This window comes from Phyllobacterium sp. RCAM01083 (assembly GCF_055685835.1).
The window spans coordinates 120,689-146,400 of the sequence record NZ_JBVFZN010000004.1 but is presented as its reverse complement, the minus strand read 5'-3'; the positions used below and the strand labels follow the sequence as shown (position 1 = coordinate 146,400).

Genomic DNA, 25,712 nt, shown 5'->3' with positions numbered 1-25,712 from the left:
GCGCTTTTCCGGCGCTCTTCAACGATAGATTGCCTGCCGGGATGCAACCGTAATTTCGTTGCAATGAAAGGTGACTATGATTGTGGTGTCAGTAAGCAGAAATTCAAGAAACGGGAATACGCATGGACGGAACAACCGAGCCTGTGCTCATGGCGGCACTGCCACTCATCGTGGGGATGGGAGCGGTCCTGATTGGCATTGTGGCCATGATAGGCAGTTGCCGATTTAAGGTGAGCACGGAGCGTTCAGCGCTCGTCGCGCTTCTGGCGTTGTTAGGTCTGTTTGCAGTTTTCTATTGGTTTGTCGGCGCGCAGATGCCTGTCATACTCGTGCTTAGCGTGGTGGGGTTGGGTTTTGCGGCTGCGCTCGTCATCAAACGCGTCTGCACCGAAACCAAAAGGCATAGGACTGAAGGAATATGAAGTCTGGCCTGTGATGCGGCAGCGCTGGTCGAACCGTATCCCGGCTTCGCTCTTATCGGCGCGAACAGGTCACCCTTGTGCTACAATAAAATAATTTCGTGTAACGGGAATAAAACCGCGTGGGCTCCGTATACACCATATGAAAACGCCGAAGCCACGTTTTGATGTTGTTGGACAGCTTGGTTCTCTTCGCCGTTATGCCCGTTCCCTGACCCGGAACGACGCGGATGCAGAGGACCTCGTCCAGGATACGCTTTTGCGCGCCTATGAGCGGCGAAGCGGGTTTCGTCATGGCAATACGCTTCGGGGGTGGTTGCTTTCGATCCTTCACAACCGGTTCATCGACGTCAAGCGTTCCAACGCGGTAGAGGCCCGAACATTGGAGGCTGCCTATTCCCTTGCCGATGTGGCTATCGATGCGCCACAGGAACATTCCGTGCGGCTTGGCCAGGTGCGGGAAGCATTTTTTGCTCTTCCTGAAGAGCAGAGGTCTGCACTTCATCTCGTTGCGCTGGAAGGTCTTTCCTATGAAGAGGCAGCGAACACATTGAACATCCCGGTCGGTACCTTGATGTCGCGGATCAGCCGGGCCCGCGCAACCCTTCGTTCCCACGAAAACGACCGGCAATTGGGAAAGGCGGGTCATTTGAAAATTGTAGGAGGCCGAGATGACTGAAACGATCGATCCCGTCGTCGAAGCGGATCTGGATGCCTATATCGACGACCAGCTCGATACCCTTCGCCGGATTGAGATTGCGCGTTACCTGTCGCAGCATCCGGAACAGGCCGCTCGTGTCATGTCAGATCTGCAGTCGCGCGACGAACTTCGGCTTGCGCTGGCGCAGGGGCATACGGCCGGGTCTCCGGAAACGTCAGAACTTGCGCACCGGCTTGAACGGGGTCTCGGACGGGACCGGCTGTTTGGCGGTTTGCAACGCATTGCGGCGGTTGGGGTGCTGCTGGCCCTGGGCTGGATGGCCCATGCGGGGTTCGGTCCTTTGACCGTCTCCAAAGTTGTCGCCGCAACGCCGCCGCCCGCCTACGTCTCAGACGCCATCATGGCGCACAAGACATCAACGCTCCGTGCCGAAATGGTTTCGCAGCCGGAAACCCGCAGCTACGACCCTGCGGAGATACGCGCGTCGACCGGAATCGTCATACCCGCAATGCCTGAGAAGTGGACGGTGCATGACGTTCAACTGTTTCCGTCCAATTTTGGACCGAGTGTCGAAATGGAAGTCCGGTCCGACAGCCTTGGTCCGGTTTCGCTCTTTGCCGTGCGTCCCGGCACGTTTGATGTCGTCAAACCGCGCGCTCTCCGCGTGAACGGCACGTCTGCGGCCTATTTTCAAGTTGGCGACGTCGCCTATGCGCTCGTTTCGGATGCTGCAACGGCAGATCTGGAAAAGGCTGCGCTGGGCCTTGCCAAAACCCTTTACTGATCCAACGAACCGAAAGGAACCGAGTTTATGAATACACCTCTGCGTTATGGGATGGATACGGCGCGCGGCCAGTCATCCGCGGTCTTTGACGAAGGCCTGCGCCAGCATATGCTGCGCATCTACAACTACATGGGCCTTGGTCTGGTTGTTACAGGTCTTGTAGCCTTTGTCGTTGCCTCAACACCGGCTCTCTATGTGCCGATCTTTTCGACGCCGTTGAAGTGGGTCGTGATGCTGGCCCCGCTGGCCTTTGTCATGTTTTTCTCGTTCAAGATGCAGTCCATGTCGGCATCGTCGGCACAGGCCATGTTCTGGGCATTCTGCGCTGTCATGGGCCTGTCCCTGGCATCCGTATTCCTTGTCTTCACCGGAACCAGCATTGCCCGTACCTTCTTCATCGCGGCAACGATGTTTGGCGCAACCAGCCTCTACGGATACACGACCAAGCGTGACCTGTCGCAGTTCAGCTCCTTCCTGATGATGGGCCTGATCGGCGTGGTCATCGCGAGTCTCGTCAATCTTTTCCTCGGCTCGTCGATGCTGCAGTTCGTCGTATCCGTAGCCGGTGTGCTTGTGTTCATCGGGTTGACCGCCTGGGACACCCAGTCGATCAAGGAGCAGTATGCCGAGAGCCATGATTCCGAATCGCAACAGAAGCTCGCTGTCTTCGGCGCTTTCTCGCTCTACCTGAACTTCGTCAACATCTTCCAGCTGCTGCTCAGCCTGACTGGTCAGCGCCAGGAGTAGGCTGGTCGAGACGAACCCAACAATGCCATTCCAACCCGTGCTGAAGAGTTCAGCACGGGTTTTTGCTTTCAGCCGTCCCTGGTTATGATCAGATGGGTTGCATTCGGGGTGGACATGTGTTCGCGGCATTTATATCCGAGGCTCAGAAGATCGATATCGGCGAACAGGTTTTCGCCCTGTCCTAGAAAAACCGGCGAAATGGCGAGATGTAATTCGTCGATGAGACGGGCATGCAGGTATTGCTTGATCGTGCTGACACCACCACCGACCCGCACGTCTTTTCCGTCTGCTGCATCTCTGGCACGTTCCAGAGCGCTTTCAATTCCATCCGTCACGAAATGAAACGTCGTTCCGCCCTCCATCACGATGGATGGACGCGCGTAGTGGGTGAGAACAAAAACCGGACAGTGATAGGGAGGCGTGTCGCCCCACCATCCTTTCCAGCTATCGTCCGGCCAAGGGCCCCTGACCGGTCCGAACATGTTGCGGCCGAGAATCCACGCGCCGATATTGTTGAATCCAAGTATTGCATAATCATCATCGACGCCGGTGGAGCCGCCGTTCTGACCGAACATCTTTTGAAACGTGCGTGTAGTGAAGGCCCATTGGTGCAGGGACATTCCGTTCACGCCAAGCGGATTATCTATGCTTTGGTCAGGACCCGCACCGTAACCATCCAAGGACAAAGAGAAGCTGCGAACGTAGAGTTTCGACATTGACCATTCCTCTCATTTCGACTGGCGGAGGAAACTAAGCGGCTCTCGAAAGCGAGCGCAACAAAAAAGAAGGGCGCGGGATGTCAGAACAACGGCTTCACAACCAGCTCCAGCCCTAGCAGCAGGAGACAGACCAGGAACCAGCGGCGGAAAGTTGCAGGGCTGATGGCATCGCGCACCTTCTGACCACACCACATGCCGAACAGCGCAGGTACCAATGCGAGAGCTGACATGCTCATATTGCCGAACTGCAATGCTCCGCCCGATGTCAGCCCGATTGCGAGCGCGACGGTGGACACGGTAAAGGACAGGCCAAGCGCCTGGATCAAATCGTCCTTGGTCAGACCCAGCGCCTGCAGATAGGGAACGGCCGGTATGACAAAAACGCCTGTTGCGCCGGTTACGACGCCCGTGACGATGCCAACGAGCGGCGACAGAAGGGGTTCCAGGCTGCGCGGGACGGACAGCTGGCGAGCGGCAAGACTGAACCCCGCATAGAGCATCAAGGCAGCGCCGAGACCCATCGTGGTCCATCCAGCCGTATCATTGGCCATAAGCCAGGCGCCTGCAATGGTTCCCAGCAGGATGGTGAGCATCATGGCCCACAGCCGTAACGCGAGGACCGCAAAGCTTGGCCCGGAAAGCAATTGCAGGACATTGGTGACGAAAGAGGGAACGAGCAGCAACGCCGCTGCGCCTGCCGGAGGCATGATGGTGCCGAGAATACCCATGGCGACGGTCGGCAGTCCCATTCCGGTCACACCCTTGACCATACCGGCAAGGAAGAACGTCAGGGCAATCATGAGAAGGGAAGCTGCGGACAGGTCAAACATGTCCCAGCATTGCGCGGAATGGTACTGTTCACAATGCGGAAGAACCGAACTCTGCCTAAGGCTATGCCGAAGGCAGATTGAGTGCTACACCCCTATGCATGCGTTTCGACCTGACCGATCTGCGTCTCTTTCTTCTGGTTGTGGAAGCCGGAAGCATCACCCATGGTGCCATGCAGGCCAACATGACGTTGCCGTCGGCCAGTGCCCGCCTGCGCGGCATGGAAGACGTCATCGGTCTCCCGCTGCTTGAACGCGGCCGGCGCGGCGTCGCAACCACACCGGCTGGCGATGCGGTTGCCCATCATGCCCGTATTGTCCTGCGGCAGATCGAGCAGATGCGCGGGGAGCTGGGCGAGTTCTCGAAGGGTCTGAAAAGTCATATTCGCCTGATGGCGAATACTGCGGCCATGACGGAATTCCTGCCGGAAAGGCTTGCGGCCTTTCTCGCAGTCCGGCCCAATGTCGATATCGATTTGAAGGAGCGTCTCAGCACCGAGATCGTCAAAGCGGTGGCAGGCGGTTCCGCCGATATCGGTGTAGTCACGGACGCCGTGGATCATGGCAGTCTGGAATTACAGCCCTTCGCCATCGACCGTCTGGTGCTTGTTGTTGCCCGCTCGAGCCAATGGGCCGAACGTCGCCATATCGCATTCGCCGATGTCGCCGGGCAGGAATTTGTCGGATTGAGTGCCGGCAGTCCGCTGCAGGATTATCTCGGTGATCATGCGGCACGTGCCGGCCATGCTCTTGCGTTCCGTATTCGTCTGCGGACCTTTGAAGGCATTTGCCGTATGGTTGCTCAGAATGTCGGGTTGGGGATTGTCCCGGAGACTGCAGCGAAGAGATATCGCCGCTCGATGCCCATTCATTCGGTGCGTTTGACCGATAGCTGGGCCACGCGGCATCTGGCCATCTGCGCGCGCAGATTTGAGGATTTGCATCCTCATGCGCGCGAACTGGTCGAGCAACTGACGAAACCCCCGCCGACGCGCCGTGGCGGTCGCGTGTAAAAGCCAATCGCCGGACCTTGAATTTGCGCGGATCGAATTTATGATCGGCTATGCCTTCAGATCAAGCGGCCCCTCCCATACCTGTAAACGGCGCGGATGCTCCCTCGGGACAGCACGATGCGCGCGCGCTGTTGAAGGCGGATATTGTCGTGATCGGTGCCGGGCAGGCGGGTCTTTCCTCCGCCTATCACCTGCAACAGCTTGGCCTGAAATCCTGGAAGAATTACCTGGTTCTGGACAAGTCGCCCGGTGCTGGTGGCGCTTGGCAGTACCGGTGGCCATCCCTGACTTTGACGACGGTCAATCGCGTTCACGATCTGCCGGGGCTGCGGTTTGTCGAGGCGGTTGATGCTGGTGAAGAAGTCAAGGCATCGGTAGCGGTGCCGCAATACTACGCCGCCTATGAACGGAAGTTCGAATTGCCGGTATACCGGCCGCAGACGGTCAAGGTCGTGTGCGAGCGCAACGGGCGCTTTCGTATCGAGACCGAAGAGGGTGGTTTTTCCGCGCGCGGCATCATCAATGCGACGGGAACGTGGGAGACGCCCTATATTCCAGCCTATCCGGGCGCAGAAAATTTTGAGGGCCGGCAGCTGCATACCCATGACTACAAGACAGCGGATGAGTTTGCCGGAAAGCATGTCGTTGTCGTCGGTGGTGGCATTTCCGCGCTGCAACTCCTGGACGAAATTTCCCGGGTCACGTCGACCACCTGGGTGACGCGCCAGGAACCGCAGTTTCGCGATACACCGTTTACGCCGGAAGATGGGCGGGCGGCGGTGGCGATTGTGGAAGACCGGGTGCGACGCGGGCTGGTGCCGGGCTCGGTGGTCTCAGTCACCGGGATTCCGTGGACGCCGGCGCTGCGCGCAGCGCAGGCGCGTGGTGTGCTCAAACGGCTTCCCATGTTTGCCGGGATCACCCGGAGCGGCATACGCTGGTCCGATGGCCGGGAGCAGCGAGCCGACGTCATTTTGTGGTGCACGGGGTTCCGCAGTTCGCTCGATCATCTTGCCCCGCTCCAGATCCGCGAGGAGAATGGCGGCATCATCATGTCCGGCAGGCTGGCGACACAGGTTGCCAAGGATCCGCGCATTCATCTGGTCGGGTACGGTCCTTCGGCGTCCACCATAGGTGCCAATCGTGCCGGGGGCGCGGCCGCACGCGAACTCACGGATTATCTCGAGCTGCAGAAAGAGTAAACTATCCGGAACTGGCTGGCCTGATGCTGCATCCCTCGAGGAACAACGCTGCTGCCATGGCCACGCGTTCTTCGATCTCGCGGTCTTCGGGAACGCTGGCCAGTCCTAGTGTTGCGATACGGAAGGGCTCTGCGGTGACCATGCCGAGCAGCATCGTTGCGGCAATCCTGGAATTATCGAGCCTGATCAGTCCGCGCTTTTCCTGCTGTTCCAAAAACCGGGCGACCATGGCCGAGCTTCGCGACGGACCTTCCTTGTAGAAGGCTCTGGCCACTTCCGGAAAGTTCAGGGCTTCGGCCGTCACCAGACGATAGAACGCGACGGTCTGGTCGGATAGGACGAGGTGCGCAAATTCGCTCAGAATATGTTCGAGCGCGTGTTTCAGTCCCAAATGGTCAAGTGATTCCGGATGAATCGTCCGCAGGAAAGCGTCGACCCTGCTGGCAATCTGCTCGCCGCGTTCTGCCACGATGGCCGCAAGCAGTTCGGATTTCGTTGTCCAGAAACGGTAAATGGTCCGTTTCGCAACACCCGCCTCCCGGGCAACCGTCTCCATCCGGGTCGCGGTGTAGCCGTTTTCCAGCAGCACATGGGTGGCGGTCTGCAGGATCAGGTGTTTCGTCTCCGCGTCAGACCGGTTTTGCGGCCGTCCACGCGGACGTTTGATCTCTGGTGCGTTTTCGTCCTGATTGTCCCGCTCGATTTCGATTGTATCCGTTGGTTTTGTCACCAGTCTTCTGCTTTCGGTCTTCAAAAATAGTTGCTCGCGCATTTTCTGTCTTGCAAACCGAATTGTCCAGACATAATTAGGGAACTGCTGGGTTCCTTATTTATCCCCAACCCGAGTTCTCCCGATGAACCGTGCCGATCTAGTTCCTCAACTAAGGGCATTCGCCATGACCAAAAACACGCAACCCCTCGATCTCAAGGTTGAAAAGACACTGAGTGCCGACGAAGCCATGTCGGCACCGCAGGAAGGCAAGATGGAGCCGCCGCACAAGCCGCAGCCGCGCAATGTTCGAAAGTTGCTGCTGATTGGCGCGGCTGTGATCGTTGTGGGACTGGGAGCGAAGTTCGGCTGGCACTACTGGACCGTTGGACGGTTCCAGGAATCAACCGACGATGCCTATGTGAAGGCCGATTCCACCATCGTTGCCCCAAAGGTTTCCGGCTATGTGCGCGAAGTGCTTGTGACGGACAATCAACCCGTCAGTGCCAATCAGCCCCTCGCAAAAATAGATGACCGCGATTACGTGGTTGCGCTTGAGCAGGCGAAGGCTGATGTCGCCGCGGCACAGGCCGACATAGAGAACATCGTGGCGAGTCTCGACCAGCAGCAGGCAGCGATTGCGCAGGCGCAGTCGACCGTATCGGTCGATCAGGCCAGCTTGAAATTCGCCCAGCAGGACAATGAGCGTTACGGTGCCCTTGCAACGCAAGGCGCGGGAAGCGTGCAGAATGCCCAGCAGGCTGTATCCAAGCTGGATATTGCCAAGGCGACGCTTCAGCGTGACGAAGGCGCTGTTGTTTCGGCGCAGAAACAGGTTGGCGTGTTGCAAGCCCAACTGGCCAAGATGAACGCGGCCCTTGCACGCGACAAGGCCGTTCAAGATCAGGCCGAGCTCAATCTGGGTTACACGACGATCGTCTCGCCGGTGGATGGCGTGGTTGGCAACCGCACCCTGCGTGTCGGACAGTATGTCCAGTCCGGAACCCAGCTGATGGCGGTCGTTCCGGTTGACGATGTCTACGTCATCGCCAACTTCAAGGAGACCCAGCTCACGGATGTGAAAAAAGGCCAGCCTGTCGATATCGCCGTCGACACCTTCCCGGGTGTCGCCCTGACGGGGCGTGTCGACAGCATTGCACCGGCCAGCGGCCAGGAATTTGCTCTGCTGCCGCCGGACAATGCAACCGGCAATTTTACCAAGATCGTGCAGCGCATTCCGGTCAAGGTTGTCCTGAACAATGACAGCAAGCTCACCGGCCTGTTGCGTCCCGGCATGTCGGTGACCCCGACTATCAATCTCAAGGATTCCGACGGCGCGGCCAAGTGCGGCGAGACTGCCTGCTTTAAGGCCGCCAACTAGCAAATCCGGATAGGACGAAGAAAATGTCCGTTGCTGCCACACCCGTTGCCGATCAGGAGCGCCCCGCAAGCCTCAAGACGTGGATTACCGTCTTTGCCGGCCTGATCGGCGCCTTCATGGCTGTGCTGAATATCCAGATCACCAATGCCTCGCTCCTCAATATCGAGGGCGGTATCGGCACTGGCGTCGACAATGGCGCGTGGATTTCGACGGCCTATCTCATCGGCGAAATCATTGTCATCCCGTTGACCGACTATCTCAGCCGGGTGTTTTCCTTCCGGCGTTTCCTGCTGGTCAATGCCCTGCTGTTCCTGGCGTTCTCGGTGGCCTGTGCCTTTGCGCGCAATCTCGAAGAGATGATCATTTTGCGGGCCATTCAGGGGTTTACCGGCGGCGTGCTCATTCCGATGGCGTTCACGCTGATCCTGACCAAGCTGCCGCGGTCACAGCATTCCGTTGGCATGGCCCTCTTTGCCATCACCGCAACCTTTGCGCCAGCGATCGGTCCAACCATCGGCGGTTACCTCACCGAGAATTACGGCTGGCAGTACATATTCTTTATCAATCTCGTTCCCGGCGCCTTCATGGTCACCGCGCTCTATCTCAATCTTGAGCGCCAGCCGATGAACCTCGGCCTGCTGAGGGAGGGCGACTGGTTCGGCATTCTGGCGATGGCAATCGGTCTTGGTGCACTTCAGACGGTGCTTGAAGAAGGCAATAAGAACGATTGGCTGGGTTCGCCCTTCATCGTTCGCCTGACGATTGTCGCTGTGGTGTTTCTGGCGCTGTTTGTCTGGATCGAACTGACCGTGAAAAACCCGGCCGTTAATCTGCGTCTGTTGAAACGGCGCAATTTTGGCCTCGGCACCGTTGCCAACATGCTTGTCGGTTTCGGCCTCTACGGCTCGGTGTATCTGTTGCCGCAATATCTTGGTCAGGTGCAGGGCTACAATTCCGAACAGATCGGCTCGGTCATGGCCTGGACCGGCTTGCCGCAGCTTTTGATCATTCCGTTCGTTCCGATGCTGATGGGCCGGTTTGATACGCGAATCATCGTGTTTCTCGGCCTGTGCGTGTTCGGCGGCAGCTGCTTCATGAATATTCACATGTCGGCCAACTATTCCGGCGATCAGCTCTGGCTGCCCAACATCGTTCGTGCCGTCGGGCAGGCTGTGGTGATGGCACCGCTGACGGCTATCGCGATGGTTGGTGTTGCCCGCCATGAGTCCGCTGCAGCGTCCGGCGTCTTCAACATGCTGCGGAACCTCGGCGGTGCATTCGGCACGGCGATGCTCGCCACGATCGTCACCAAACGGGAACAGTTCCATTCCAACACCATTGGCAATTCGGTCAATCTGTTCAGTGAAACGGTTCGGGGCAGGCTTGATCAGATGACGGCCTATTTCATGGCGCATGGCGTGACAGACCCGGTTGCGGCGCGTGAACAGGCGATCATTGCGCTTGGCCAGACGGTCAAAAGGCAATCGCTGATCATGGGCTACAGCGACACGTTCGTTGTGCTGGGTGCAATGCTGATCATTGCCGCTTTCTTCGTGCTTCTGACCAAGAAAGGCCAGGCAAGCGGCGCTCCAGCCCATTGAATGTGTCATGGGCTGGCAACAGCATTCTTCCAGTGCAAGAAACGGGTTGAATTCCGGGGCCGCCGGCATGATGTTCATGACATGTGAAAGACGGAGGCCATGTCATGGGTCAGACAGTGCACAGCTATCATATCTTTGAAACCGAAGGCGGGTTTTGCGGAATTGCCTGGAATACGCGTGGTGTGACGCGGTTCCAGCTTCCGACAAGGAGTGCAGAGGGAACGGAGCGGCTCTTGCTCCGGCGCCTGCCAGTCGCCGAACCCGCAGCGCCCACGCCGGCAATTGCCGACGCGGTTGCGGCGGTCAAGCGCTATTTCAAGGGTGAAGAAACGGACTTTTCCGATATCAAACTGGATCTTGACGGGCAGGACGAGTTCTTCAAACGCATATATGATGCTGTCCGGCGGGTTGGTTGGGGCCATACGGTTACCTATGGCGGATTGGCCAAGGAGCTCGGTGCCGGGCCGGAAGCCGCACGGGACGTAGGGCAGGCGATGGCGAAGAATCCGGTTGCCCTGATCATCCCCTGCCACCGGGTGCTGGCGGCGGGCGGCAAGGTTGGCGGTTTCTCGGCGCCGGGCGGCTCAACCTCCAAAATCCGCATGCTGGAACTTGAAGGCGTGCATGTCGGCGCGCCTGAACCTGCTCAGCAAACACTGGGCTTTTAGCCAGACGCTACCGGAGAGGGCCCCATTGCGCGGATTCACGATCGCGTGATCCGCGCCATTGTGCCTGTGGAATGGCCCAAAAAGCCTTTGAAAAAGGTGAGTTGGCTTCTCAATTATTGCTGCAGCACCTAGAAACTCCGCCTGGATCGTATAATCTGGCCGGTGCGAATGTCTGGTCGCGCTCCGATGGCGATAGCGGGCGGACGTTCGGTAAGACCAATGAATGATTGGGATGATCGTGACTGACAGAACATTGAAAGAAACAGATTCAGGACAACTGCAAACTGGAAATGCGGATCAATCCTTCGCGACGGCCGGTATCGCACCGATGGATCGCCCCAGCCGGGTCACGCGTTTTTTCATGAGCATTGTCTCCTGGGCCGAAGGGCTCAATCTCAAATATGCCAAATTCGGCAATCCTCCCGTCTACGACAATGCAACCTTTCCCTGGTCAAGCGAGATCGAGAAGGCCTGGCCGGAAATCCGCACCGAACTTGATCGTGTCCTTCTCCGGCAGAGTGAATTGCCGGCGTTCCAGGAGATTTCCACGGACGTCAAAACCATCTCGACCGACAAGAACTGGAAGACTTTCTTCCTGATCGGCTTCGGGGTGAAATCGGAACAGAACATTCAGGCCTGCCCGAAGACATGGGCGGCCGTGCAGAAGATTCCCAATCTGAAGACGGCCATGTTCTCGATTTTCGAGCCCGGCAAGCATTTGCCGCCGCATCGCGGCCCCTATAATGGCGTGCTGCGTCTCCATGTCGGTATGATCGTTCCCGAACAGTCAGACAGGCTGGCCATTCGCGTCAAAGACCAGATTTGCCATTGGCATGAAGGCAAGGCGCTGATTTTTGACGATGCCTACGAACATGAGGCGTGGAATCACACGGACAAGACACGCGTCGTTCTCTTTGTCGATTTCGTCAAACCCACGCGGTTTCCAGCCAATATCGTCAACTGGATGTTGATGAATCTGGCGGTGTTCACCCCGTTCATCCGGGAAGGGCTCGACAATCACAAGGAATGGGAAAAGCGCTTTTATGCGGAAGCGGAAAAGCTGCGCAACCAGCCCGGCCGATAGGTGAAGGGCAGCGCCGGGTTAATTCACCCGGCGTTTCTCCAGTTTGCGGGCGAGGGTGCGGCGGTGCATGCCAAGGCGCCGGGCTGCTTCCGAAATGTTGAAGTCTGTTTCCACCAGCATCTGGTGGATACGCTCCCATTCCAGCGTCTTGATCGATGTCGGGCGCGCAGTCAGATCGATCTCCGTATTGCCTGCGGCCTTGCTGAAAGCTGCTTCGATGTCGTCGGAATTGGACGGCTTGGCGAGGTAGTGACAGGCGCCGAGCTTGATCGCTTCCACGGCGGTGGCGATGCTGGCGAATCCCGTCAGCACAACGATCAGCATTTCCGAATCATGGGCATGCAGCGCCTCAACGCAGGTAAGACCTGACGCGCCGGAAAGCTTCAGATCGACGATGGCGTAGTGGGGTGACTGGGTTTGCAGAATGTCCCGCAGTTCTTCCAGTCCGCTTGCCAGCACCACATTGTATTCGCGCCGTTCGAACGAACGTTTCAGCGTCCGGGCAAACGCCGTATCGTCCTCGACGATAACCAGCAGCCGATCATTTGTCATGTTCGTGGACTCCGATGGCCAGCGAGGCAAGCGGCAGTTCCAGCGTCACGGACGCGCCGCCCTGCGGCAGGTTGCGGGCATGCACGGCACCACCGAGCTTGCGCACGGCGTTGACGACCAGAAACAGTCCAAGACCGCCGCCGAGACGGCCCTTGCTTGACTGGTAGGGCTTGCCGAACTTTGCCAGTATATCCGGCTGGAAGCCGGGCCCGGCATCGTTGACACGCAGCACCAGCATATCACCCTCGCGTTCCGCCAGAAATCCGACCCATCCCGGCGATGCGTCGAAGGCATTGTCGAGAACGTTGAAGATGACCTGCTTGAGCGCCGAGTCGGAAACGATGGTGAGATTGAGCCCGAAGGCATTTCCGTAGGAAAGCGTCGTTGCGGACCGCGCCGCCCGCCATTCGGCGACCAGTTCATCCAGGAAGGCATTGACGGTGGTCACCGTGGGCGCTTCGCCGCGCGCCTCGCCTGCCGCCAGCAGAATGCCCGTGACGATGGCCTTGCAACGCTGCACTTCGGCCTGCATTTCATCGATTTCCTGAACGAGATCGGGATCGGCGGCAAGAGCCGGAACCCGCCGCCAATCTCCGAGGATGACCGACAGGGAAGAAAGAGGCGTGCCCAGCTCGTGTGCCGCGCCGGAGGCAAGCAGGCCCATGCGGACGATATGGTCTTCTTCCGCCGCATGCTGTTTCAGGGCGGCAAGATTGGCGTCGCGCTCACGAAGGTTGCGGTTGATGCGGGCAACGAAGACGACGAGCAGGGCGGCGTCGAGCACGAAACAGATGAGCATGCCGATGATGTGAAGGCGGAAAAGTTCGTCGGGGCCCTGACCGGGCAGAATGATTGGCTCGTAGAACACCGTCAGGCCGGCAAAACTGATGCCGGCAATGGCGACGATTGCCGAGGTCAAGCGTGCGTCAAGCAAGACGGCGCTGAGTGTGACCTGCAGCAGATACAGAAAGATAAACGGATTGGTCGCGCCACCGCTCAAATAGAGCTGCGCCGTGAGCGCTGCCACGTCGAAGACAAGGACAATGAACAGGGAAGCCTGCGTGGTGATCTGGTCGTTGCGGAGCCAGACGATACTGGCGAGATTCAGCCCGATCAAACCCGCCAGAACCAGGAACATCGGCAGCAATGGCAACTCAAGATTGAGCCATTCATGCACAACGGCGATGGTCACGACCTGCCCGATGACCGCGATCCAGCGCAGCTGGACCAGCAGGTTCATGTTCTTCCAGTTGGCGGTGTAGTCAGCTGGCGGTGTTGCCAACCCTTGCCCAACCCGCAGGCTGCTTCCCGCTGGGCTGCCTTGCTTCAGATCCACCCGTTCTGTTTCGGTATCGCGACGTGCGTTCAATGGCTCACTCGACATGTCAGGTCTGTATTTCCTGATCGTGTTGTATCTTGGTTTGCGATGCTGACCCATCTTTGTCAAACAGTGCAGATTTGCGGGCCTGCCACTCGTGCCGCCCAACATAAAACATCGCGGCGATCAGCATCAGCGCCAGGATAAACCAGGTGACCGCATAAACCAGGTGATTGTTAGGAAAACGGATAACCGTCAAGCCGCCGATCGGCAGGTCCTGCGCGTTGGCACCGGCATCCTTGTCGATGAAATAGGGGGCTACCTCTCCGAGTCCGCGTGCGGTCGCAATGGCAGCGATATCGCGCGAGTACCAGCGGTCGGCAGCGGGGTCGTTGCGCCGCAGAAAGCCGCCGCCAGGCTCGGTCACGCGAAGAAGACCGGTCACGGCCTGTGCCGTCACATCGCTCACCTGCCATGAATCCTGTGCAGCATCGTCCGGTACAAAGCCACGATTGATCAGCACGGTGAAACCATCATCGGTCTGGAATGGTGAAATGACCCAGGAACCGCTGCCGCGTTCGGTAACGGCCATTACAAGCGTGTCACGGCCGGCCCGGAAATGCCCGCGGACCTGGACATGACGGTAGGCTTCCGTGTCATCGATCCCAGGCCATTGGGACGGACCGGGTGCGGAAACTGCCGGTGCGTGGATACGCTGTTCGACGCGCTGGATGAGGTCGAGCTTCCAGACGCGGCGCTCCAGCTGCCAGACGCCAAGTCCTGTCAGCAAAAGCACGCCCGAAAGGCCGATCAGACCGAGGAGGCCGAGTTGCCACAGAGCTCTGGGCCGGGAGCTTGGAGAGTGGCCATCATCACCCATTGCATCGTCCCGGAGTTATTCGGCCATCACGGTATCTGGCTCATGTCATGCCCGGGCATCATGTTGGTATTGAGGTGATACATGACCCATAGGGAGCCGGTCAGGGTGATGACGACAAGGACGAGCGTGAAGATCAGCGCCATCATGTTCCAGCCGTTTTCCGACCGGACATTCATGTGCAGGAAAAACACCATATGAACCACGATCTGGATCACGGCCAATGCCATGATCGCGAATGCGGTTGCCTGTTTGGAGTCCAGTGTGCCGGTCATGACCAGCCAGAAAGGAATGGCCGTCAGGATGACCGAAAGGCCAAAACCGATCAGATAGGATCGCAGGGAACCATGGGCATGCCCATCGTCTTCCGCGTGGCCGTGATCATCCGTGTGTACTGGTGTCATCGCAACATTCCCATCAGATAGACAAAGGTGAAGACGCCGATCCAGATGACGTCGAGGAAGTGCCAGAACAGGCTGAGGCACATCATCCGGCGCTTGTTTGCCTGGATAAGGCCATAGCGCTTGACCTGGATCATGAGCGTGACCAGCCAGACCAGGCCAACGGTGACGTGCAGGCCGTGTGTCCCGACGAGCGTGAAGAACGATGACAGGAACGCACTCCGTTGCGGCGTTGCGCCCTCATGGATCATGTGCGCGAATTCGTAGAGCTCGATACCAAGGAAGGCCAGGCCGAACAGACCCGTCACTGCCAGCCATCCCTGCGTCGCGGCAATCCGTCCCTTGTCCATGGTGAGCATGGCAAAGCCATAGGTGATGGACGAGAAAAGCAGCATCGACGTGTTGAGCGCCACGAGCGGCAGATCGAAGAGATCCTTGGGTGACGGCCCGGCCGCATAATTGCTGCCAAGCACGCCATAGGTCGCAAACAGCACGGCGAAGATGAGGCAGTCGCTCATCAGGTAAATCCAGAAGCCGAACATGGTGCTGCCGCCTTCGGCATGATCATGCTCGTCCACCAAATAGAACGTCGGCGCGGTTGCGTCCCCGTGCACTGCGGAAGCTGGTGAACTCATCGTGCAACTCCTGCGAGAAGAGCGGTTCGCTCACCTTCCGTGCGGACAACATCCTCCGCCGGTATGTGGAAGTCGCGCTTGTAATTGAAGGTATGTCCGATGGTGACGGCAAGCAGGGCAATGAAGCTGGCTGCCGCGAGCCACCAGATGTACCAGATCATGGCAAAGCCGAAGATGATGCTCAGGACCGCCAGGATGATGCCTGTGCCGGTGTTGCTGGGCATATGGATGGCCTTGAAGCCTTCGAGCGGACGGGTGTAGCCACGCCGTTTCATGTCGTGCCATGCATCGAGGTCATGCACCACCGGCGTGAAGGCGAAATTATAGGCCGGTGGCGGCGACGAGGTCGACCATTCCAGCGTGCGTCCATCCCAGGGATCGCCTGTCAGGTCGGCCAGCTTCTCGCGGTTGCGGATGCTGACATAGATCTGGATGAGGAAGGACAGGATGCCGATGGCGATCAGGACGGCGCCGAAAGCCGCAATCACGAACCAGATCTGCAGCGACGGATCGTTGAACACGCGCAAGCGCCGGGTCACACCCATCAGACCGAGTACATAAAGCGGCATGAAGGCGAAGTAGAAACCGATGACCCAGAACCAGAACGACATCTTGCCCCAGAACGGATCGAGCTTGAAGCCGAATGCCTTCGGGAACCAGTAGCTGATGCCGGCAAACAGGCCGAACAGCACGCCGCCGATGATGACATTGTGGAAGTGCGCCACAAGGAACAGGCTGTTGTGCAGGACAAAGTCTGCCGGAGGTACGGCGAGCAGCACGCCGGTCATGCCGCCGATGACGAAGGTCAGCATGAAGGCGATTGTCCACATCATCGGCAGTTCGAAGCGGATGCGCCCGCGATACATCGTGAACAGCCAGTTGAATATCTTGGCCCCGGTGGGGATCGATATGATCATCGTCGTGATGCCGAAGAAGGAATTCACACTGGCGCCGGAGCCCATGGTGAAGAAGTGGTGCAGCCAGACGAGATAGGCGAGGATGGTGATGACGACGGTGGCATAGACCATCGACGTGTAGCCGAACAGACGCTTGCCGGAGAACGTGGAAGTGACCTCGGAGAAGATGCCGAAAGCCGGCAGAATGAGAATGTAAACCTCAGGATGACCCCAGATCCAGATGAGGTTGACATACATCATCGGATTGCCGCCGAAATCATTGGTGAAGAAGTTCGTGCCGACATAACGGTCAAGGCTGAGCAGGGCGAGAACGGCAGTCAATACCGGGAAGGCCGCTACGATCAGCACGTTGGTGCAGAGCGCCGTCCAGGTAAAGACCGGCAGCTTCATCATGGTCATGCCGGGCGCGCGCATCTTGACGATGGTCGCCACCAGATTGACGCCGGACAGGAGCGTGCCGATACCCGCGATCTGCAGCGCCCATATGTAATAGTCCACCCCGACATCGGGACTGTATCCGATGTTGGAAAGCGGCGGATAGGCGAGCCAGCCAGTCTTGGCGAATTCCCCGACAAACAGCGACATCATGACGAGAATCGCCCCCGCCGTGGTCATCCAGAAACTGAAATTGTTGAGGAACGGGAACGACACGTCACGCGCGCCGATCTGCAGCGGAACGACAAAGTTCATCAGACCGGTGACAAGCGGCATGGCCACGAAGAAAATCATGATCACGCCGTGGGCGGTGAACACCTGGTCATAGTGGTGGGCCGGGAGATAGCCGTCGGAGCCGCCGAAGGCCATGGCCTGTTGCAGGCGCATCATGATGGCGTCGGCAAAGCCGCGCAGCAGCATGACGATGCCGAGGATCATGTACATGATGCCGATGCGCTTGTGGTCGATGCTGGTGAACCATTCGCGCCAGAGGTAGCCCCAGAGGCGGTAATAGGTGAGAAGCCCCACCAGCGCCAAACCGCCAAGGGCCACCATGGCGAATGTGCCGACCAGGATCGGCTCATGATACGGGAAGGATTCCAGGGTCAACCGGCCGAAGACCGCCTTGAGAAGATCGGGATTATCAAACATGTCGGACTCAATCCGTTCAGGAATTCGATGGACGGCGCTGTGCGCCGAACAGTGGGGCAGTTGGGCGTGGCAGTCCGGCACCGAGTATTGGTGAGGAGTCGCGTGGTGACAGCAGTGGAGATTGTGCGGCCGCCCGCATTCTCTCTTCCTCTTCCGTCGTGCATATCCGTGCGACATAGGTTGTCGGCGGAGCAAAAATGGCGCCGCGTCGCCTGTATTTGTCATATTCGAGCGGGTGGACATTGTTGATGCCGGCAAGCCCGAGCCCGCCCTTGGCATCGATCGAGCTCATCTCGTCCATGCACATTTTGCCAAGCTCGACGCAGCGGTTGAGCACGGCGGTGAAGAGTTGTGTCTCGACACTGCCGTAACGGCGCGCCGGCTCGTTTTCGCTGGGCCGTTCAAGGTCGAGATAGGCGTTTCGATCGAGCTTGGCGCCCTGCGCTTTCACGTCGGCCATCCATTTGTCAAAATCGGCATCGGACAGGCCGAGGAAGGCAAATTTCATGCCCGAGAAACCCGCGCCGCTATAGTTCGCCGAGAAGCCTTCGAAGGTGCCGGGGTGGTTGATCACGGCGCTGAGTTTCGTCTGCATACCCGGCATGGTGTAGATCTGGCCTGCAAGCGCCGGAATATAGAACGAGTTCATGACCGCTGACGATGTCAGACGGAAATCGATTGGCCTATCCACCGGGGCGGCCAGTTCGTTGACCGTCGCCACACCATATTCCGGATAGATGAACAACCACTTCCAGTCGAGCGCCACGACTTCCACCTGCAGGGGCTTGACCTGCTTGTCGACCAGCCTGCCGGGCGCAATGCGATCCAGCGGGCGGTAGGGATCAAGCAGATGCGTACCCATCCATGTCAGCGCGCCAAGACAGATGATGATGAGGAGCGGCGCGGCCCAGATGATCAGTTCCAGTTGCGTCGAGTGATCCCAATCGGGTTCGTAGCGCGCCTCTGTATTGGATTGGCGATAACGCCATGCGAAAAACACCGTCAACAGCATGACGGGTACGATGATGATCAGCATCAGGATGGTCGAGATGACGATGAGATCCCGCTGCTGTGCAGCTACGTCGCCAGACGGGCTCATGACGACGGCATTGCATGCGGTCAGCATGGTGAGAAATGGAAGTATGGCGACGGCAAGAAAACGTTTCAAGGTCGTTCCTGTCATGATAACGGCGCTAATTTGCGCCATCCGTAACGGCACCCCATTCAAAGTGACATTGGACAATTTGCCCAATCCTTCCCTAATGTGTCACAATGATAAAGGAGATGCTAGCATAAGCCGTGAACGCGGCTTGACGTCAGCAGCTGCCAAATCAGGATTGAGGAGCGCAACGAGACATGAGCGCGGAAATTGGGGTGCCCTCATCGACGCACGGACGTGACGTGAAGGGCCTGCATGGCCACGAGGACGTCAATGTGGGTGAGATCGCCATCGGTGTCATCATCGGGCGTACGTCGGAGTTCTTCGACTTTTTCGTCTACGCCATCGCCTCCGTCCTGGTCTTCCCCAAGCTTGTCTTTCCCTATGTCGATCCGCTGACGGGCACGCTCTATTCCTTTGCAATTTTTGCGCTTGCATTCATCGCGCGTCCGCTTGGAACCGTGATCTTCATGGCCATCGACCGTACCTATGGCCGCGGCGTCAAGCTCACCATTACCCTGTTCCTCCTGGGAAGCTCGACGGTGGCGATTGCCTTTCTGCCGGGTTACGAGCAGGTGGGCTGGATATCGGCGCTGCTACTTGCGCTTTTCCGGCTCGGCCAGGGCCTGGCGCTGGGTGGTGAATGGGACGGTCTTGCTTCCCTCCTTGCACTGAATGCGCCGGAACGCCGCCGCGGCTGGTACGCCATGATCCCGCAGCTCGGTGCCCCGCTCGGACTGATGGTTGCGGCCAGCCTGTTTGCATTCTTTGTCTCACACCTTTCCGCGCAGGATTTCCTGGAGTGGGGCTGGCGCTATCCCTTCTTCGTCGCCTTTGCCATCAATGTGGTGGCGCTGTTCGCGCGCCTGCGCATGGTCGTGACGGAACAGTATGCCGAGCTCTTCAAGCGCCGGGAACTGCAGCCGACGACGGTCAGCGACACGTTGCAGACAGAGGGCCGCCACGTGGTCATCGGTGCCTTCGCGCCTTTGGCCAGTTTCGCACTCTTCCATATGGTGACGGTGTTTCCGCTGTCATGGGTCTTTCTCTTCACGGACCAGGGACCGGCACGCTTCCTCATGATCGAGACGATTGGTGCGGCGGTCGGCGTGTTGGCGATCTTTGCTTCGGGAAATATTGCTGATCGCGTTGGCCGGAGCCGTTTGCTCATCGCCACAGCCATCGCCATTGCCGTGTTCAGCGGGTTCGCCCCTCAGTTGCTTGACGGCGGCGATATCGGCGAAATCATCTTCATGGTCTTCGGCTTCCTGCTTCTCGGCCTGTCGTTCGGCCAGTCCTCCGGCTCAGTCGCATCGAATTTTTCCAGAAGATACCGCTATACGGGATCGGCCCTGACAACGGACCTCGCATGGCTGTTCGGTGCGGGTTTCGCGCCGCTTGTCGCCTTGATCCTGTCGAGCCGCTTTGGTCTCATCGCGAGCGGAGCCTATCTGCTGTCGGGTGCCGCATGCACGCTGATCGCCTTGGCAATAAACCGGCAGATTGACGGCCGCGACAAGTAGAGCCGCCTAGAAAAGCTTCAGCGGATAGGTCCTGTAGAATATCAAGGCCGAGCGGAGGAACTGCCGGATGTGCCAAAGGCCCTTGCTTGCGGCCCGACCGCCTTCATGCACGATCCGGACCGCTGGCACATAGGCAATGCGTGCTATCTTGCGAACGCGCAGGGAAATATCGAAATCCTCGAAATACAGGAGATAGCGTGGATCAAAACCGCCCAGCTGCCTGTAAACATCGCCGCGGAAAAACATGAAGCATCCGCTGACAATAGGCGGGTCCCAGAACGGGGTGCTGGCGATCTCCTCGCGCATTTCGTACCGTTCAAGGCGCCGGCGGAACATTGCCTTGATGCGGGCAGGCGCAAAGCCGCGAAGAAGCAGGTCGAAGACTGCTGGATAGCGCTTGCAGAGATATTGCGTGCTCCCGTCCGGATTGAACGCCTTGGGCGTGATCAGTCCCGTTTCCGGCGCACCGGTCATGAAGGTCAATGCCTGCTTCAGGGCATCCGGCTCCATTTCCACATCGGGATTCAAGACGAGGTGAAATTTCCCCGCCCTGTCCAGAACCATGTTGTTGGCCGCACCAAAGCCGACATTGCCATGCCCTGCGATGATCTCAAGTGGCAGGTCAGGCAGCAGATTTCTCATCCAGCCGTGGTCTGCAGGCTCGGGCGAATTGTCGATCACATAGAGTTTGGCGCGAAGCGGGGCAATCGTCTCCACGGCTTTCCGAAGGCTCGTCAGCGTGGCCGCGAGCACGGCCTGTTCGGGTTTGAAAATAACCACGCCTATGGTGAGGTCGAAGTCCTGGGACATGGCGGCAAGGCTCCGTTCAACCATTGCTCGGTTTCTTTCCCATGCGGCCGAAAAGACCGTGAAAAATGCCCAACGTCATCATCCCGGCGTGCTGCAGTCTTGGCACTGTAAAGACACTGTAGAACACAAATTTCCGGACCAGACGCACCGCATCGACGATCTTCCAGTTGGCGCGCAGCCAGGGCTGCCGGTAAAGCCAGATGGCATTGCGGAAATGGTAGTAATGCCGCAGCGGGCTGTGCACCGGGATGAACCGTCCACGAAACTTTATCGGATTGTCACCCAGATCATGCTGCATTTCGGCGGCGCAAACCCCAAAGGACTGGTATCCCATGTGTTGCGCCCGCAGACCCCATTCGATGTCGACATAGTCGATGAACAGTTCCTCTTTCATGCCGCCGACGTCATCAAGGGTCGCTGTCGGAATGAGGCAGCCCGATGCTATGAGATAATCGACATCGACGACCGCATCGGCCGTGCCACAGGTCTGCCGCCGAAGCCGCAATCCTTCCGTTTTGATGAATGGAGGCGGATTTTTTTGCCGCGAGTCCTCATAACGCGGACCGACACATCCGAGCTTCACCCCCTTGGCAATCTGGGCTTTTGCCGCCGACAGCAGCGTGGCGACCATGTCTGGTGCCGGTATGCTGTCCTGGTCGAGCAGGAGAACAAAGCTTGAACCCGATGCGCGTGCCCGGTCGATCCCGACGTTCTGCGCTTTGGCAATACCGTAATTGGCGTCAAGCGGTACAAATTCCGCTTGATTGCTCTGGCTTGCAAACCATTGTTCCAGATTCATTTTCGAACCATTGTCAACGACGATGACACGGGCGACTTGCGGACTGGTTGCGTTCAGAAGTGCTGCAAGACCCGCAAGATCCGGATTGTAGGTCACGATGATCGCGCTGACTTCTGGCTGTTGTTCAATTCGCATTTAAGGTTCCGTGTTACCTGGACCGCATATTTGGTTCTAAACCAGGATCATGGTGTGAAAACAATAGGTTGTGTGGTGGGAAACATCCGGGTCACGCCGACTTCTCATTTACTTCCGGTTGACTTGTCTTTCTGTTGTCGCCAAATGGTTTTTCAATGACCGGTGAACCGCATTTCGCCATCTTTGCATGAAACCAAGTGTGGCCAATTAGGGCGTCATATATCGGCTCAGTTTGTAGCATTGACATAAGGAAGCGATCGCATGAAGGGTATTATATTAGCCGGGGGCAGCGGTACACGTCTTTATCCACTAACGATCGCTGTGTCGAAGCAAATCCTTCCCATCTATGATAAGCCCATGATCTATTACCCGCTGAGCGTTCTGATGCTCGCCGGAATACGCGACATTCTGATCATCTCGACGCCGCATGATTTGCCGCTCTTCCAAAAACTGCTTGGAGACGGGGCTGATTTCGGGGTCAATTTCTCCTATGCCGAACAGCCGCAGCCAAATGGTCTGGCCGAAGCGTTCATCATCGGGCGCGACTTCATCGGCCAGGACAGTGTTGCGATGATTCTGGGCGACAACATCTATTTCGGCGATGGCCTTTCCAAGCTATGCCAGGTTGCCTCATCGATAACCAAGGGCGGCATGGTATTCGCTTACCACGTCGAGGATCCGCAACGCTATGGCGTGGTGGATTTTGACAAGGTTACCGGCAAGGCATTGTCCATTGAAGAAAAACCCGAACGCCCCAAGTCGCATTGGGCCGTGACGGGCCTGTATTTTTACAGCAACGATGTTGTGGACATTGCGCGGTCGATTGAACCCTCGTCGCGCGGGGAGCTGGAAATCACCAGTGTCAACAATATTTATCTGGAACGCGGGGAACTGCAGGTTCAGCAACTGGGCCGCGGCTATGCATGGCTCGATACCGGTACCCATGACAGCTTGCATGAGGCGTCGTCGTTTGTCCGGACAATCGAACACCGGCAGGGCATCAAGATTGCATGCCCGGAGGAAATCGGCCTGGAATGGGGCTGGTTGAATGCCGATCAGGTACTTGAAAGAGCAGCCAAAATGGGCAAGACCGAATATGCCGCATATCTGCGGCGGCGTGCTGCGGAGATTGGAACAGAATGATGGAAGTCAGGCCTCTCGCCCTCGAGGGCGTTCTTGAGATTTTGCCGCCGAAGTTCGGCGACGACCGGGGCTTTTTCTCCGAAACATACAATGCGGAGCGTTTCGACGCGGCCGGAATCACGTTGCAGTTCGTGCAGGACAATCATTCGTTCTCCGCTGCAAAGGGCGTGTTGCGCGGCCTGCACTATCAGCTCCCGCCGCGCGCACAGGACAAGCTGGTGCGCGTGGTCAAGGGCTCCATTCTCGATGTGGTCGTCGATATTCGCAAAAGCTCCCCGACGTTCGGAAAATGGGTTTCGCTTGAAGTCTCGGCGGCCAAATGGAACCAGATTCTGGTCCCGAAGGGTTTTGCCCACGGTTTCGTCACTTTGGAAGAGAACACCGAGGTGATCTACAAGGTGACGGATTATTACTCGCCGCAACACGACCGTGGTATCCGCTTCGACGATCCTTCGATTGGCATTGACTGGCCGCTGCAGGCTTCCACGCTTCAGCTTTCCGACAAGGACCGGAAAGCGCCGCTGCTTGACGGTTCCGATATTTTTCCCTGAGGGAGAGGCTTTTTCATGAGAATTCTAGTCACGGGTGGTGCGGGTTTCATCGGGTCGGCGGTCTGCCGCCATCTCGCGTCCAATCCCCGCTATCAGGTCGTCAACGTCGACAAGCTGACCTATGCGGGCAATCTCGCATCGCTTCGACAGATCGAGAATTATCCCAACTACAGCTTCGTCGAGGCTGATATCTGCGATGACGCCGCCATTCTTGAGGTGCTTCGCACCGAAAAGATTGAGGCGGTCATGCATTTGGCGGCCGAGAGCCATGTGGACCGCTCCATTGACGGCCCTGCGGCGTTCATCGAGACCAATATCGTGGGTACATTTCGTATGCTGAATGCGGCGCTGGCCTATTGGCGTGATCTGCCCGAACCCGCCAAGTCCGAATTCCGCTTTCACCACATTTCCACGGACGAAGTGTTCGGGGATTTGCCATTCGACAGCGGCATCTTTACCGAAGAAACGCCTTATGCACCGTCATCTCCCTATTCGGCGTCAAAGGCAGCCTCGGACCATCTGGTCCGCGCGTGGCACGAGACATATGGTCTGCCGGTGGTTCTGTCGAACTGCTCGAACAATTATGGTCCCTTCCATTTTCCGGAAAAGCTCATTCCGCTTGTTATTCTCAATGCGCTCGATGAGAAGCCTTTGCCCGTCTATGGTGCTGGCGCAAATGTCCGCGATTGGCTGTTCGTCGAGGATCATGCGCGGGCATTGGAACTGGTGGTGACCAAAGGCAAGCCGGGCGAAAGCTACAATATCGGCGGTCGTGCGGAACGCACCAATCTCAGCGTTGTCGAAACCATTTGCGATATTCTCGACAACAAGCGTCCGCGCAAGGGCGGCGCGCGTTACCGGGATCTCATCACATTCGTGACCGACCGTCCCGGACATGACCGCCGCTATGCCATTGATGCGTCGAAGATCGAACGTGAACTCGGCTGGAAACCGGCCGAGACCTTCGATAGCGGTTTGGAACGGACCATACAATGGTATCTCGACAACACGTGGTGGTGGGAACCGATCCGTAGCGGAAGCTATGCGGGTGAACGGCTTGGCTCTGTCCCCCTGAAGAAGGGGACGGCATGAAAATTGTCGTAACGGGTCGGGAGGGGCAGGTTGTCCGCAGTCTGGTCGAACGCGCCGGACTTTATTCTGACGTGACACTCGTGACCCTCGGGCGGCCGGATTTTGATCTGGCACGGCCGGATACCGTCTTCGATGCGATACACGCCGCAAAGCCCGATCTCGTTGTATCTGCTGCGGCCTATACGGCCGTCGATCAGGCGGAGGATGAGCCTGAATTGGCCCATGCCATCAATGCGGCCGGTGCTGGAGCTGTTGCCGCGGCAGCAGCGCAGGCTGGAGCCCCGGTTATTCATCTTTCAACCGATTATGTGTTCGCTGGTGAAGGTGACACTGCCTATACGGAAGATGACCCAACAGGGCCGCACGGCGTTTACGGCCAGACCAAGCTCGCTGGCGAGGCTTTGGTCGCACAGGCCAACGGCAAACACCTCATCCTGCGCACGGCGTGGGTGTATAGCCCATTCGGCAAGAATTTTGTCAAAACCATGCTGCATCTGGCCGCAAGCCGGGACAGTCTGTCGGTGGTATCCGATCAATGGGGAAACCCGACATCGGCCATCGATATTGCCGACGGCATCCTGCACGCCGCGAACCGCCTTCGTACGGACCCGCAGTTCGATGCATTCGGCGTCTATCATCTTGCCGGAACGGGCAGTACCAACTGGAGCACCTTCGCCCGGGCGATCTTTCAGGCCAGCCGGGATGAGCAGGGCCCGTTCGCCGAGGTGAAGGACATCCTGACGTCAGAGTACCCCACGAAGGCCCGCCGCCCGCTGAACTCGCGTCTCAACACCGAAAAATTCCTTGCCGTGTTTGGCTGGAAAGCACCGTCTTGGGAACAGTCGACGATATCAACGGTCAAACGGCTGTTGCAGCCGAGCGAGCGGTAAAAGCCTGAG

General features: G+C 58.0%; 27 protein-coding genes. 15 read left to right on the top strand and 12 right to left on the bottom strand.

Going from position 1 to position 25,712, the window contains the following annotated elements; genetic code table 11:
• Positions 1–122 precede the first annotated feature (122 nt).
• The 4 genes from ACZ25R_RS04805 to ACZ25R_RS04790 all read left to right on the top strand — a co-directional run bounded on the left by ACZ25R_RS04805 (position 123) and on the right by ACZ25R_RS04790 (position 2,611).
• On the top strand, positions 123–422 hold the full coding sequence (locus ACZ25R_RS04805) for a hypothetical protein (RefSeq protein ID WP_472460229.1): 300 nt from the start codon (positions 123–125) through the stop codon (positions 420–422).
• Between the two features lie 139 nt (positions 423–561).
• Positions 562–1,098, top strand: coding sequence for a sigma-70 family RNA polymerase sigma factor (locus tag ACZ25R_RS04800; protein ID WP_472460228.1), 537 nt, complete (start codon positions 562–564; stop codon positions 1,096–1,098).
• Positions 1,091–1,864 (top strand): anti-sigma factor family protein, encoded by a 774-nt coding sequence (locus ACZ25R_RS04795; RefSeq protein ID WP_472460227.1) that lies wholly within the window; start codon positions 1,091–1,093, stop codon positions 1,862–1,864. Before ACZ25R_RS04800 ends, ACZ25R_RS04795 begins: the two co-directional genes overlap by 8 nt.
• Positions 1,865–1,891: 27 nt before the next feature.
• Positions 1,892–2,611: a Bax inhibitor-1/YccA family protein gene (locus ACZ25R_RS04790; protein ID WP_223614215.1), complete on the top strand. Its 720-nt coding sequence runs from the start codon at positions 1,892–1,894 to the stop codon at positions 2,609–2,611.
• 68 nt (positions 2,612–2,679) lie between these two features.
• Here the strand turns inward: ACZ25R_RS04790 and ACZ25R_RS04785 are convergent, their stop codons facing one another.
• Both ACZ25R_RS04785 and ACZ25R_RS04780 read right to left on the bottom strand, forming a co-directional pair.
• The gene (locus ACZ25R_RS04785; protein WP_464663907.1) at positions 2,680–3,327 is read right to left on the bottom strand and encodes a dihydrofolate reductase family protein; all 648 of its coding nucleotides are present in this window, start codon (positions 3,325–3,327) and stop codon (positions 2,680–2,682) included.
• 83 nt (positions 3,328–3,410) lie between these two features.
• Complete coding sequence (locus ACZ25R_RS04780; protein ID WP_472460226.1) at positions 3,411–4,160, bottom strand: sulfite exporter TauE/SafE family protein; 750 nt, start codon at positions 4,158–4,160, stop codon at positions 3,411–3,413.
• A 98-nt stretch (positions 4,161–4,258) separates the two neighbouring features.
• Here ACZ25R_RS04780 and ACZ25R_RS04775 point away from each other — a divergent pair, with 98 nt between their 5' ends.
• Together ACZ25R_RS04775 and ACZ25R_RS04770 are read left to right on the top strand one after the other, a co-directional pair.
• The gene (locus ACZ25R_RS04775; RefSeq protein ID WP_472460518.1) at positions 4,259–5,170 is read left to right on the top strand and encodes a LysR family transcriptional regulator; all 912 of its coding nucleotides are present in this window, start codon (positions 4,259–4,261) and stop codon (positions 5,168–5,170) included.
• Between the two features lie 50 nt (positions 5,171–5,220).
• Positions 5,221–6,372: an NAD(P)-binding domain-containing protein gene (locus tag ACZ25R_RS04770; protein ID WP_472460225.1), complete on the top strand. Its 1,152-nt coding sequence runs from the start codon at positions 5,221–5,223 to the stop codon at positions 6,370–6,372.
• A gap of 1 nt (position 6,373) precedes the next feature.
• On the opposite strand, the gene ACZ25R_RS04765 is transcribed toward ACZ25R_RS04770, so the two are convergent.
• Positions 6,374–7,102: a TetR/AcrR family transcriptional regulator gene (locus tag ACZ25R_RS04765; protein WP_472460224.1), complete on the bottom strand. Its 729-nt coding sequence runs from the start codon at positions 7,100–7,102 to the stop codon at positions 6,374–6,376.
• Positions 7,103–7,268: 166 nt separating this feature from the next.
• Between ACZ25R_RS04765 and ACZ25R_RS04760 the strand changes: the two genes are divergently transcribed.
• The 4 genes from ACZ25R_RS04760 (at position 7,269) to olsC (ending at position 11,815) form a co-directional block, all read left to right on the top strand.
• Positions 7,269–8,462: an HlyD family secretion protein gene (locus ACZ25R_RS04760; protein ID WP_472460223.1), complete on the top strand. Its 1,194-nt coding sequence runs from the start codon at positions 7,269–7,271 to the stop codon at positions 8,460–8,462.
• A 23-nt stretch (positions 8,463–8,485) separates the two neighbouring features.
• Positions 8,486–10,063: a DHA2 family efflux MFS transporter permease subunit gene (locus tag ACZ25R_RS04755; RefSeq protein WP_463012448.1), complete on the top strand. Its 1,578-nt coding sequence runs from the start codon at positions 8,486–8,488 to the stop codon at positions 10,061–10,063.
• 104 nt (positions 10,064–10,167) lie between these two features.
• Positions 10,168–10,731, top strand: coding sequence for a methylated-DNA--[protein]-cysteine S-methyltransferase (locus ACZ25R_RS04750; RefSeq protein ID WP_472460222.1), 564 nt, complete (start codon positions 10,168–10,170; stop codon positions 10,729–10,731).
• 232 nt (positions 10,732–10,963) lie between these two features.
• Positions 10,964–11,815, top strand: a complete 852-nt coding sequence (olsC, locus tag ACZ25R_RS04745; RefSeq protein ID WP_464663919.1) for an ornithine lipid ester-linked acyl 2-hydroxylase OlsC — start codon at positions 10,964–10,966, stop codon at positions 11,813–11,815.
• 18 nt (positions 11,816–11,833) lie between these two features.
• On the opposite strand, the gene ACZ25R_RS04740 is transcribed toward olsC, so the two are convergent.
• The 7 genes from ACZ25R_RS04740 to cyoA are packed head-to-tail and all read right to left on the bottom strand — an operon-like array spanning position 11,834 to position 18,769.
• Positions 11,834–12,367, bottom strand: a complete 534-nt coding sequence (locus ACZ25R_RS04740; RefSeq protein ID WP_464663920.1) for a response regulator transcription factor — start codon at positions 12,365–12,367, stop codon at positions 11,834–11,836.
• Positions 12,357–13,736, bottom strand: a complete 1,380-nt coding sequence (locus tag ACZ25R_RS04735) for an ATP-binding protein (RefSeq protein ID WP_472460221.1) — start codon at positions 13,734–13,736, stop codon at positions 12,357–12,359. The genes ACZ25R_RS04740 and ACZ25R_RS04735 overlap by 11 nt, the downstream gene beginning before the upstream one ends.
• A gap of 16 nt (positions 13,737–13,752) precedes the next feature.
• Positions 13,753–14,565, bottom strand: coding sequence for an SURF1 family protein (locus ACZ25R_RS04730; protein ID WP_472460220.1), 813 nt, complete (start codon positions 14,563–14,565; stop codon positions 13,753–13,755).
• Between the two features lie 26 nt (positions 14,566–14,591).
• A complete protein-coding gene (cyoD, locus tag ACZ25R_RS04725; RefSeq protein ID WP_472460219.1) occupies positions 14,592–14,966 on the bottom strand; it encodes a cytochrome o ubiquinol oxidase subunit IV in 375 nt (124 codons plus the stop codon).
• The gene (cyoC, locus tag ACZ25R_RS04720; RefSeq protein ID WP_472460218.1) at positions 14,963–15,598 is read right to left on the bottom strand and encodes a cytochrome o ubiquinol oxidase subunit III; all 636 of its coding nucleotides are present in this window, start codon (positions 15,596–15,598) and stop codon (positions 14,963–14,965) included. The genes cyoD and cyoC overlap by 4 nt, the downstream gene beginning before the upstream one ends.
• Positions 15,595–17,601 (bottom strand): cytochrome o ubiquinol oxidase subunit I, encoded by a 2,007-nt coding sequence (gene cyoB, locus ACZ25R_RS04715; protein ID WP_472460217.1) that lies wholly within the window; start codon positions 17,599–17,601, stop codon positions 15,595–15,597. The genes cyoC and cyoB overlap by 4 nt, the downstream gene beginning before the upstream one ends.
• Before the next feature lie 16 nt (positions 17,602–17,617).
• On the bottom strand, positions 17,618–18,769 hold the full coding sequence (gene cyoA / locus ACZ25R_RS04710; RefSeq protein WP_472460216.1) for a ubiquinol oxidase subunit II: 1,152 nt from the start codon (positions 18,767–18,769) through the stop codon (positions 17,618–17,620).
• A 188-nt stretch (positions 18,770–18,957) separates the two neighbouring features.
• On the opposite strand from cyoA, the gene ACZ25R_RS04705 reads away from it, so the two are divergent.
• On the top strand, positions 18,958–20,283 hold the full coding sequence (locus tag ACZ25R_RS04705; RefSeq protein ID WP_403182753.1) for an MFS transporter: 1,326 nt from the start codon (positions 18,958–18,960) through the stop codon (positions 20,281–20,283).
• Positions 20,284–20,289: 6 nt separating this feature from the next.
• On the opposite strand, the gene ACZ25R_RS04700 is transcribed toward ACZ25R_RS04705, so the two are convergent.
• Together ACZ25R_RS04700 and ACZ25R_RS04695 are read right to left on the bottom strand one after the other, a co-directional pair.
• Positions 20,290–21,117: a glycosyltransferase family 2 protein gene (locus ACZ25R_RS04700; protein WP_472460215.1), complete on the bottom strand. Its 828-nt coding sequence runs from the start codon at positions 21,115–21,117 to the stop codon at positions 20,290–20,292.
• Positions 21,110–22,027 (bottom strand): glycosyltransferase family 2 protein, encoded by a 918-nt coding sequence (locus ACZ25R_RS04695; RefSeq protein ID WP_472460214.1) that lies wholly within the window; start codon positions 22,025–22,027, stop codon positions 21,110–21,112. The genes ACZ25R_RS04700 and ACZ25R_RS04695 overlap by 8 nt, the downstream gene beginning before the upstream one ends.
• 261 nt (positions 22,028–22,288) lie before the next feature.
• Between ACZ25R_RS04695 and rfbA the strand changes: the two genes are divergently transcribed.
• The 4 genes from rfbA to rfbD are packed head-to-tail and all read left to right on the top strand — an operon-like array spanning position 22,289 to position 25,703.
• A complete protein-coding gene (rfbA, locus tag ACZ25R_RS04690; RefSeq protein ID WP_472460213.1) occupies positions 22,289–23,170 on the top strand; it encodes a glucose-1-phosphate thymidylyltransferase RfbA in 882 nt (293 codons plus the stop codon).
• On the top strand, positions 23,167–23,721 hold the full coding sequence (gene rfbC / locus ACZ25R_RS04685; protein WP_464663936.1) for a dTDP-4-dehydrorhamnose 3,5-epimerase: 555 nt from the start codon (positions 23,167–23,169) through the stop codon (positions 23,719–23,721). The genes rfbA and rfbC overlap by 4 nt, the downstream gene beginning before the upstream one ends.
• Positions 23,722–23,736: 15 nt before the next feature.
• Positions 23,737–24,813 carry a dTDP-glucose 4,6-dehydratase gene (gene rfbB / locus ACZ25R_RS04680; protein ID WP_472460212.1) on the top strand — a complete coding sequence of 359 codons (1,077 nt, stop codon included), beginning with the start codon at positions 23,737–23,739 and terminating at the stop codon, positions 24,811–24,813.
• The gene (gene rfbD, locus ACZ25R_RS04675; protein ID WP_472460211.1) at positions 24,810–25,703 is read left to right on the top strand and encodes a dTDP-4-dehydrorhamnose reductase; all 894 of its coding nucleotides are present in this window, start codon (positions 24,810–24,812) and stop codon (positions 25,701–25,703) included. The genes rfbB and rfbD overlap by 4 nt, the downstream gene beginning before the upstream one ends.
• Positions 25,704–25,712: the final 9 nt, after the last annotated feature.

Excerpts from the sequence above, each read along its gene's own strand:
- ACZ25R_RS04805 (WP_472460229.1), top strand. The coding sequence starts at position 123 with ATGGACGGAACAACCGAGCCTGTGCTCATGGCGGCACTGCCACTCATC.
- ACZ25R_RS04800 (WP_472460228.1), top strand. The coding sequence starts at position 562 with ATGAAAACGCCGAAGCCACGTTTTGATGTTGTTGGACAGCTTGGTTCT.
- ACZ25R_RS04795 (WP_472460227.1), top strand. The coding sequence starts at position 1,091 with ATGACTGAAACGATCGATCCCGTCGTCGAAGCGGATCTGGATGCCTAT.
- ACZ25R_RS04790 (WP_223614215.1), top strand. The coding sequence starts at position 1,892 with ATGAATACACCTCTGCGTTATGGGATGGATACGGCGCGCGGCCAGTCA.
- ACZ25R_RS04785 (WP_464663907.1), bottom strand. The coding sequence starts at position 3,327 with ATGTCGAAACTCTACGTTCGCAGCTTCTCTTTGTCCTTGGATGGTTAC.
- ACZ25R_RS04780 (WP_472460226.1), bottom strand. The coding sequence starts at position 4,160 with ATGTTTGACCTGTCCGCAGCTTCCCTTCTCATGATTGCCCTGACGTTC.
- ACZ25R_RS04775 (WP_472460518.1), top strand. The coding sequence starts at position 4,259 with ATGCGTTTCGACCTGACCGATCTGCGTCTCTTTCTTCTGGTTGTGGAA.
- ACZ25R_RS04770 (WP_472460225.1), top strand. The coding sequence starts at position 5,221 with ATGCCTTCAGATCAAGCGGCCCCTCCCATACCTGTAAACGGCGCGGAT.
- ACZ25R_RS04760 (WP_472460223.1), top strand. The coding sequence starts at position 7,269 with ATGACCAAAAACACGCAACCCCTCGATCTCAAGGTTGAAAAGACACTG.
- ACZ25R_RS04755 (WP_463012448.1), top strand. The coding sequence starts at position 8,486 with ATGTCCGTTGCTGCCACACCCGTTGCCGATCAGGAGCGCCCCGCAAGC.
- ACZ25R_RS04750 (WP_472460222.1), top strand. The coding sequence starts at position 10,168 with ATGGGTCAGACAGTGCACAGCTATCATATCTTTGAAACCGAAGGCGGG.
- olsC (WP_464663919.1), top strand. The coding sequence starts at position 10,964 with ATGATCGTGACTGACAGAACATTGAAAGAAACAGATTCAGGACAACTG.
- ACZ25R_RS04740 (WP_464663920.1), bottom strand. The coding sequence starts at position 12,367 with ATGACAAATGATCGGCTGCTGGTTATCGTCGAGGACGATACGGCGTTT.
- ACZ25R_RS04730 (WP_472460220.1), bottom strand. The coding sequence starts at position 14,565 with ATGGGTGATGATGGCCACTCTCCAAGCTCCCGGCCCAGAGCTCTGTGG.
- cyoD (WP_472460219.1), bottom strand. The coding sequence starts at position 14,966 with ATGACACCAGTACACACGGATGATCACGGCCACGCGGAAGACGATGGG.
- cyoC (WP_472460218.1), bottom strand. The coding sequence starts at position 15,598 with ATGAGTTCACCAGCTTCCGCAGTGCACGGGGACGCAACCGCGCCGACG.
- cyoB (WP_472460217.1), bottom strand. The coding sequence starts at position 17,601 with ATGTTTGATAATCCCGATCTTCTCAAGGCGGTCTTCGGCCGGTTGACC.
- ACZ25R_RS04705 (WP_403182753.1), top strand. The coding sequence starts at position 18,958 with ATGAGCGCGGAAATTGGGGTGCCCTCATCGACGCACGGACGTGACGTG.
- ACZ25R_RS04700 (WP_472460215.1), bottom strand. The coding sequence starts at position 21,117 with ATGGTTGAACGGAGCCTTGCCGCCATGTCCCAGGACTTCGACCTCACC.
- ACZ25R_RS04695 (WP_472460214.1), bottom strand. The coding sequence starts at position 22,027 with ATGCGAATTGAACAACAGCCAGAAGTCAGCGCGATCATCGTGACCTAC.
- rfbA (WP_472460213.1), top strand. The coding sequence starts at position 22,289 with ATGAAGGGTATTATATTAGCCGGGGGCAGCGGTACACGTCTTTATCCA.
- rfbC (WP_464663936.1), top strand. The coding sequence starts at position 23,167 with ATGATGGAAGTCAGGCCTCTCGCCCTCGAGGGCGTTCTTGAGATTTTG.
- rfbB (WP_472460212.1), top strand. The coding sequence starts at position 23,737 with ATGAGAATTCTAGTCACGGGTGGTGCGGGTTTCATCGGGTCGGCGGTC.
- rfbD (WP_472460211.1), top strand. The coding sequence starts at position 24,810 with ATGAAAATTGTCGTAACGGGTCGGGAGGGGCAGGTTGTCCGCAGTCTG.